General features: G+C 57.7%; 8 protein-coding genes. All 8 read left to right on the forward strand.

The genetic code is table 11. The features are described 5' to 3' along the window. Window positions 1–181 precede the first annotated feature (181 nt). The gene (locus tag E4P09_RS25685) at window positions 182–994 is read left to right on the forward strand and encodes an RHS repeat domain-containing protein (RefSeq protein WP_137392515.1); all 813 of its coding nucleotides are present in this window, start codon (window positions 182–184) and stop codon (window positions 992–994) included. Next, window positions 927–1,505, forward strand: a complete 579-nt coding sequence (locus E4P09_RS25690; RefSeq protein ID WP_137392516.1) for a hypothetical protein — start codon at window positions 927–929, stop codon at window positions 1,503–1,505. Before E4P09_RS25685 ends, E4P09_RS25690 begins: the two co-directional genes overlap by 68 nt. Beyond that, window positions 1,505–1,705, forward strand: coding sequence for a CPCC family cysteine-rich protein (locus tag E4P09_RS26940; protein WP_137392522.1), 201 nt, complete (start codon window positions 1,505–1,507; stop codon window positions 1,703–1,705). Before E4P09_RS25690 ends, E4P09_RS26940 begins: the two co-directional genes overlap by 1 nt. A gap of 571 nt (window positions 1,706–2,276) precedes the next feature. Beyond that, the gene (locus E4P09_RS25700; RefSeq protein WP_137392517.1) at window positions 2,277–2,609 is read left to right on the forward strand and encodes a DUF6984 family protein; all 333 of its coding nucleotides are present in this window, start codon (window positions 2,277–2,279) and stop codon (window positions 2,607–2,609) included. A gap of 145 nt (window positions 2,610–2,754) precedes the next feature. Continuing rightward, window positions 2,755–4,506 (forward strand): RHS repeat domain-containing protein, encoded by a 1,752-nt coding sequence (locus tag E4P09_RS25705; protein ID WP_137392518.1) that lies wholly within the window; start codon window positions 2,755–2,757, stop codon window positions 4,504–4,506. A gap of 356 nt (window positions 4,507–4,862) precedes the next feature. Further along, on the forward strand, window positions 4,863–5,786 hold the full coding sequence (locus E4P09_RS25710) for a hypothetical protein (protein WP_137392519.1): 924 nt from the start codon (window positions 4,863–4,865) through the stop codon (window positions 5,784–5,786). 437 nt (window positions 5,787–6,223) lie between these two features. After that, complete coding sequence (locus E4P09_RS25715; protein ID WP_137392520.1) at window positions 6,224–7,681, forward strand: RHS repeat domain-containing protein; 1,458 nt, start codon at window positions 6,224–6,226, stop codon at window positions 7,679–7,681. Between the two features lie 481 nt (window positions 7,682–8,162). Continuing rightward, window positions 8,163–8,346 (forward strand): hypothetical protein (locus E4P09_RS25720; protein ID WP_137392521.1); only part of this gene is annotated, 184 nt, incomplete at its 3' end.

An 8,346-nucleotide genomic window follows, 5' to 3' on the forward strand; every position in this document is an offset into this window, starting at 1 on the left:
AGCGCATCAACCGTGGCGGGGTGATCGAGACCAAGCACTATATCGGCGACTTTGCGGTGGTGACCACCTCGGGCACCACCACGCAGACGAGCTATCTCCTGCGCGACCACTTGGGCTCGGTTGATGTGATCACCGATCAGGCCGGCGCCGTGCTCGAGCGCATGAGCTTCGATGCCTAGGCATGAATGCCTGGGGCAAGCGTCGGGAGGTGACCTGGCAGGCCATGGCGGATGCGACCGCCTATGTGCCGCTGGTCACGACGCGCGGCTTCACCGGGCATGAGCAGCTCGATCCCGTGGGCCTCGTGCACATGAACGGCCGGGTCTACGACCCCGAGCTGGGCCGCTTCCTGTCGGCGGATCCCTTCCTGCAGGACGTCTCCAACCTGCAGGCCTGGAACCGCTACTCGTATGTGCTGAACAACCCGCTCTCCATGACCGATCCGACCGGGTTCTTCTTCGGGAAGGTCTTCAAGGCGATCGGCAACTTCCTGAAAGGCGTGTTCAAGGCGATCTCGTCCATCGTCAAGGCGGTGATCAAGGCCATTGGCAACACACCATTGTTGCGAGCGGCGATCCAAGCGGTGGCCTGTGCCAATCCAGCCGCGGTGTTCACCTGTGTCCCGGTGGCGGGTGCTTTGACGTTGGCGGCAGGGGGATCCATCACAGACGCCCTGCAAGCCATGGCGTTCAGCATTGCCAGTATGGGCGGAGCGGGCTTGGCGCAAGGCCTTGCCGGCGCNTGCCGGCGCTGTGCAGGGCCTGACCGAGATGGGCAGTGCGCTGTTGCAGAGCGCCGGCAACGGCGTGGTGAGCGGCGCGCTGTCGGTGGCGCAAGGCGGCTCGTTCCTCAGCGGCTTTGCCGCGGGCAGCATCGGCACCTTCAGCAATCTCGGTGGGGGCGTCCTGACCGGGAACAACGAGTTCATGAGCAATGTGATCTCGGTTGCCGGCGGGGGCATTGCCGCGGAGGTCACCGGCGGCAAGTTCGTTAACGGCGCCGCCACCGCCGCCTTCGCCATCGCCGGCCGCGCGATGTTCGACGGCTCTGGATCTATACAGACCATCAACGATGTCCAAGGTGAGGTGGTTATCGAGCCCGCTGCATGGCACTTGGGAGCCCCAATCGTAGCTGGAGCCGTTGCTACCGTTGGTCGATCAGTCTTGGCAGCGGGAACACGCTTTCTCATCCGACTAGGGGTTATGCGGGCGCCCATGTGGTCAGCAAGTCCCAGTTCAGGCTTGAGTGCTTCGCAAAACGCTGCCGCCCATTTTGCCAAGCACGGAAAGCAATTTCCTCAGTTCAGCACGCTGGACGACTATGTTGAAGGAGCACACGCATTCTTTAAGAATCCGCCAGCAGGAACACTCACAAAAGTGCGAACTGGCGGCGATAGATTATTTTACCATCCAGGGAGCAATACTTTTGGTGTACAAACTCCATATGGTGCACCTAGAACGTTCTTTAAACCAAGTCAAGGAATCAAGTACTGGCACAGGCAATGATGACGAACCAAAACCTTAACCCTTGCCCTTGTTGTGGCACACGGGTGATTTCGAAGCCTGGGAGCTACGAAATCTGCCCTATCTGTGGCTGGGAAGATGATCCACTCCAGTCAGAAGATCCAGAGTTCTGGGGCGGCGCGAACCAGCTCAGTTTGAATCAGGCCCGTGCAGCTTGGCTGGCTCGATCAAAAGGCTCCTAACGGTTCCTGTCGGCGGATTCCTTCCTGCAGGACGTCTCCAACCTGCAGGCCTGGAACCGCTGCGTTTGCCGTAGCGGCTGGATATCTGAAAGCGGGCGCTGCAACTACACAAAGTTTGGACGAGGCGCAAATAGCTAGCCGAGCTGTTGTCACTCCGGCAAGCAGTTGCCCCCCGCACGCCCCAGATTGCATCAAGAATCTTGGGTATTCGAGAGAGCAATAATCGAAATCGGCGCTGGTGGATTGGCATTTCGCGCCCTAAGCGCTGGGATAGCACGAGTCGCTGCGGTCTTTGGACTTCGGGCAACGTTAGTCACTCCGGCTATTCGTTTCGGAGCAAATGAAAACCAGATTTATCACACGTTTAGACACATCGAGAAGGCTTGGGCTCGACCGAAATGCTGTAATGTCTGCTGTGTCCGCTGATTTGGTGCCACTCGCATCGAACATTCCCTTTCGATCCAGTTACATTGGACAAGTGACAGTAAGCGGACTAAGAGTAGAGTACAGGGCGTTCCGGGTTAGCGATGATGTTGTTAATGTTGGAACAATATTTGGGAAAAATTAGATCATGAGAAGAGCGCTCCGCTACAGCGAGATCGAGATCATGAGGAGACTTGCCGCGGGTACTAGGTGCGAGAACGTGATTATGAGCGCGCTAGAGAAATACAAAGTAGAAGATATGGACGACGGTGGCATGGGTAGTGTAAAACGAGAGGGCGTAGAAGAATCAAGAGAGAGGCCTTATGAAATGATTTCAAGTACAGAGGCAGTTGACGTGGACGGTACGCCGGTTTTCTTATCCCTGTTTGTCGATGATCACTGCCATTTGGCCGAATTAGATGTGTGGAAAGGTGATTTTTCTCCCGTCATTGGCCCAATTAAGCTGAAAGGAGACGTTTAGTAATTTCGGCCATGAAGTAGGAAGGTTCTCTTAAGAGGCTGAAGCTCAACCCATTAATTCGAACTCCGGCGGATTTTGGTAGGCTGCGGACACTTATGGCGGCTGCACCGGCGGTGCCCAGCCCGGGCCGCACGCGGTCACGCAAGTGTCCGGCATCAAGAACGCCACCTATTGCTATGACGCCAATGGCAACATGACCTCGGGCGATGGCAAGATGGTGAGCTACACCGCCTTCGACATGGCGTCCCTGATCAGCAAGGGCGGCAAGTCGGTGGCCATCACCTATGGGCCCGACCGGGCCCGCTACAAGCGGGTGGACACGGGCACCACCGGCACGGTGACCACGCTGTATATCGGCGGCAAGGCCATGGAGCGCATCGACCGTGGCGGGGTGATCGAGACCAAGCACTATATCGGCGACTTTGCGGTGGTGACCACCTCGGGCACCACCACGCAGACCAGCTATCTCCTGCGCGACCACTTGGGCTCGGTGGATGTGATCACCGACGAGGCCGGCGCCGTGCTCGAGCGCATGAGCTTCGATGCCTGGGGCAAGCGGCGGGAGGTCAACTGGCAGGCCATGGCGGATGCGACCGCCTATGTCCCCCTGGTCACCACCCGCGGCTTCACCGGGCATGAGCAGCTCGATCCGGTGGGCCTCGTGCACATGAACGGCCGGGTCTATGACCCGGAGCTCGGCCGCTTCCTGTCGGCGGATCCCTTCCTGCAGGATGTCTCCAACCTGCAGGCCTGGAACCGCTACTCGTACGTGCTCAACAACCCGCTCTCCATGACCGATCCGACCGGGTTCTTCTTCGGCAAGATCTTCAAGGCGCTCGGCAACTTCCTGAAAGGCGCATTCAAGGCGATCTCGTCCATCGTCAAGGCGGTGATCAAGGCCATTGGTAACACCCCGCTCTTGCGGGCGGCGATCCAAGCCGTGGCCTGTGCCAATCCAGCCGCGGTATTCACCTGCGTGCCGGTGGCAGGCGCTCTAACCTTGGCGGCAGGGGGATCCATCACAGACGCGTTACAAGCCATGGCGTTCAGCATTGCCAGTATGGGCGGAGCGGGCTTGGCGCAAGGCCTCGCCGGCGCTGTGCAGGGCCTGACCGAGATGGGCAGCGCCCTGTTGCAGAGCGCCGGGAATGGCGTGGTGAGCGGCGCGCTGTCGGTGGCGCAAGGCGGCTCGTTCCTCAGTGGCTTTGCCGCGGGCAGCATCGGCACCTTCAGCAATCTCGGTGGGGGCGTCCTGACCGGGAACAACGAGTTCATGAGCAACGTGATCTCGGTTGCCGGTGGCGGCATTGCCGCGGAGGTCACCGGCGGCAAGTTCGTCAACGGCGCCGCCACAGCCGCCTTCGCCATCGCCGGCCGCGCCATGTTCGACGGCGCTGGGTCTGCTGTCAGTGTAAATGAAGTTCAGGTAGAAGTACTAATCGAGCCTGCGATGTCCCAAAATCTACCGGGACAACCGGGTTATACTCGTACACCGCTACTACAGGGTCCGGGAGGAGGGCGCACAGCTTTCTACGGCGGTAGGGCTGGAGATGATGCTGCAAAGATCAATGCTGCCGTAAGAGACGCTGTCAAGTCGGTGATCGACTTCATAGTCAGTCCACGCGGCACCGCTTTTCCTGTTCCAAAGGGAGCGACGGGGCCTGTTCCTGTGATAAACCAGTCTGGTCGCCAGACCGGCGTGGCATTTACAGGAGGTGCTGGTGGCGCGAATGGTCAGGTCGATACACTGCGTTTGATGTATCCAACCCCACCTCGTGGAAGCAGTCCCGGGTATCCAAATGGTTACGTAAAGTACAATAACAGACTAGGTCAAGGCGTTGATCCTTATACTGGCCGGACACTAGGAAACGACCGCAACCACTTTCTCATTGATTGAGGCGCATCGTGGAAAACTTTTCAATAGAGGGGTCATCAGTGTTGAGCGCGTCGGTAATCCACGATTATCTTCAAATAAATATGAGTTGCGGAGCTGTTTTTAATGTATTCAATAAGTATAAAACCATTGGAGGTGAACTAGATGATATTACCGGAAGAACTATTATTCATCTTAAAACGCTCGATAACTGCATAGATATCGAGTTTTCGGGGGGGCTTAGACTGATAATCGGATTGGAGGACGATGATTATCGAGGCCCCGAGGCAGCCGTGTTGGACTTTTTGGATGGAAAGAGAATAATGGTCTGGAATTAAAACCACCGGACGGATCAACTATGTGAGGTGACGTGGCAGGCGATGGCGGATGCGACCGCCTATGTCTGTGCCAATCCAACTGCCTGGGTGACCTGTGCGGCGGTTGCCGGCGCGCTCACCTTAGCTGCGGGAGGGTCCATTCTGGACGGACTGCAAGCCATGGCCTTCGCCGCAGCGCAAGTGCATATCTGGGGTCAGGTCGGTGCCCACCTAGGCCAAGCGGTGCAAGCGGGGCTGTTGGAGGCTGGTTCCGCCCATTTCCTGGCCGTGAAGAGCGCTGTCCATGGCGTTGTCGGCGGAGCGCTCTCGGTCGCACAGGGAGGCTCATTCCTCAGTGGCTTTGCCGCCAACGCGGTGGGCGCCGGCTTCAGCCAAGTATCGCTACAAGTCAGCAATGCCACGAACAGCATACTGGCGGGCGCTGCGGTATCGGCGGCCGGCGGCGGTCTCGCAGCGGAACTGACAGGTGGCAAATTCGCCAACGGTGCCGTTACCGCCGCCTTCGCGTTCGTGTATAACACCTGCAGAAGTACAGATTGCGTCGGCCGAAACAATTGGCTTGCTGCGGGGTGGGGCGAGTCGTTTGACAAGAGTCGGTGGGAACCGGTTGGGCGAATTGACGACTACAGCTCGTCGTTGACTGTGAATGCGGGAGAACGGATCGCGGTAGAAGCTTCGAGTATGGCGTATCCGCCGACAAACCAATTTTGGTTCTCCGTGTATGCTACACCCATGGGACAAGACGGTAACCCGCTGCCGTCCTTGGCATCTCCTTCATGGTTCAAAGAGGTCTGGTATTCATCTGGATTTACAGGAGCTGGATCTCCGAATCGTTTTGTGATTGAAGCTAGCGCACCAGGACCCAGTCATCAGTGGACCATCACGCTACCCCCTCAACAAGGGGCTCACGATAACGCAATGTACAACACGCTGAAGGTATACAAGGAAAGAGATTTAGGGCCATGAGGTGGCAACCCCTATCGCGGATAGGATTGATTGCACTCGGAATTGGGGCTCTAGTCCTTACGCTTCACGCGGCGGAGCTGGAAAGACCAACACGGAGTCAATGCATAGTCGGGTTTAAGCTCGATTGGGCTGGAGTAAGTGATCCGCGTAACTCACGACATTCCATGATGCAGTGGCCCGAGCGGAAAGCAAGAACTATTCCAATTGCGGTCATGACGTTTGGACCCGATGGAAATAGCTTATACATGCAATTTTGGAAGAGCTGTAGGCACAAGAGGGTTCACGCGGACAAATTGGTAGATTTTTGGAGAAGTTTACATATAGATCTTCCAAAATTCACGGTTCTGTCGGACCCAATTGAACCCTCACCCGACACTATAGATGCAAAAGGTAAGTACTGGAAAGACTAGCTATTAGCTGAGCCGCAATTTGCGGTGGTGACCACCTCGGGCACCACCACGCAGACCAGCTATCTCCTGCGCGACCACTTGGGCTCGGTGGATGTGATCACCGACGAGGCCGGGGCGGTGCTCGAGCGCATGAGTTTTGACGCCTGGGGCAAGCGTCGGGAGGTGACCTGGCAGGCCATGGCGGATGCGACCGCCTATGTCCCCCTGGTCACCACCCGCGGCTTCACCGGGCATGAGCAGCTCGATCCGGTGGGGCTCGTGCACATGAACGGCCGGGTCTATGACCCCGAGCTGGGCCGGTTCCTGTCGGCGGATCCCTTCCTGCAGGACGTCTCCAACCTGCAGGCCTGGAACCGCTACTCGTATGTGCTGAACAACCCGCTCTCCATGACCGATCCGACCGGGTTCTTTTTCGGGAAGATCTTCAAGGCGCTCGGCAACTTCCTCAAGGGCGCGTTCAAAGCGATCTCGTCCATCGTCAAGGCGGTGATCAAGGCCGTGGGCAACACACCGCTGCTCAGGGCCGCGATCCAGATCGTGGCCTGCGCCAATCCTGCCGCGGTGCTCACCTGCGCTCCGGTAGCAGGCGCTCTAACCTTGGCGGCAGGGGGATCCATCACAGACGCCCTGCAAGCCATGGCGTTCAGCATTGCCAGTATGGGCGGAGCGGGCTTGGCGCAAGGCCTCGCCGGCGCTGTGCAGGGCCTGACCGAGATGGGCAGCGCCCTGTTGCAGAGCGCCGGCAATGGCGTGGTGAGCGGCGCGCTGTCGGTGGCGCAAGGCGGCTCGTTCCTCAGTGGTTTTGCCGCGGGCAGCATCGGCACCTTCAGCAATCTCGGTGGGGGCGTCCTGACCGGGAACAACGAGTTCATGAGCAACGTGATCTCGGTTGCCGGTGGCGGCATTGCCGCGGAGGTCACCGGCGGCAAGTTCGTTAACGGCGCCGCCACCGCCGCCTTCGCCATCGCCGGCCGCGCCATGTTCGACGGCGCTGGGTCTATCGGGAGTATTAATGATGCCGAAGTGCAGCCTATTGGCGGGGTGCAGGGGGTGGACGTCGCATTGGGTTATACCGACACACCCGTTGGCTTGGGGACCAATCATGCCCTTGTCATCGGAACCGATGGTATAACGGGCGAACAATACGCCACGAGAGCGGGTCCAGTTTTTCCCGGAGGACGCGGCCCGTTCATCGGTGCAGTAGCTGGCCCCTACGATGAAACCTTCCGTGATCCACCAAGCTCGGTTCACACGCTTCAGGAAATTGGCTTCCTCAATATGCCGTTTTCTGAGTTCAAGCTTAGGGCTAACATCTTTGCGAGAACGACCAACAGGAATATGATCAGCTATCAAGGCTTTAGGTTTAACAGCAACTCATACGCATTCACGTTCATTGAGAGTTTAGGGTTTTCTAGGCCAAATCCCATTGTGAACGCGCCGGGTTGGCAAGATGGAAAAGCGTCGAGATCGATGTATGCATACTAATTGGCGACGGCTGTTCACCTTGATGCTGGGCGCGATTGCGCTCACCGCAAGTGCCACCCCGAGCTATGTCCATGAGGCAGGCAAAGATATGATCGACACAATAATGCGTGGCCGAAATGAAACTGCTGAGGCAGAAATTCGTCACACGATATCTTCCTCCCTGAAGCGAAATGCATCGAGGAGAGATATTGAGGAATTTTTCGCAAATGTCGGATGGAGATACACCTTCGACGATTTCAATAGCAGATACCAATTAATAGTCAGAGAAGTATCTAAGGATCCGGCTGTAGATCAGGCTATTGTAATATATATCTATGTTGACAGAGAGGGAAGATTCACAACATTTGAGACGGTCGATTCCTTCACCGCCCCATAGCGATAAAAGTGGGTGGGTAATATAGGCCGCACGTTGTAAGGTGACCATTTCGGTCACCTACAATGCACTTGGAACGCCACCTATTGCTATGACGCCAATGGCAACATGACCTCGGGCGACGGCAAGCTGGTGAGCTACACCGCCTTCGACATGGCGTCCCTGATCAGCAAGGGCGGCAAGTCGGTGGCCATCACCTATGGTCCGGATCGCGCCCGCTACAAGCGGGTGGACACGGGCACCACCGGCACGGTGACCACGCTCTATATCGGCGGCAAGGCCATGGAGCGCA

The sequence above is a fragment of the Rhodoligotrophos defluvii genome (assembly GCF_005281615.1).
In the GTDB taxonomy this organism is placed as follows: Bacteria; Pseudomonadota; Alphaproteobacteria; order Rhizobiales; family Im1; genus Rhodoligotrophos; species Rhodoligotrophos defluvii.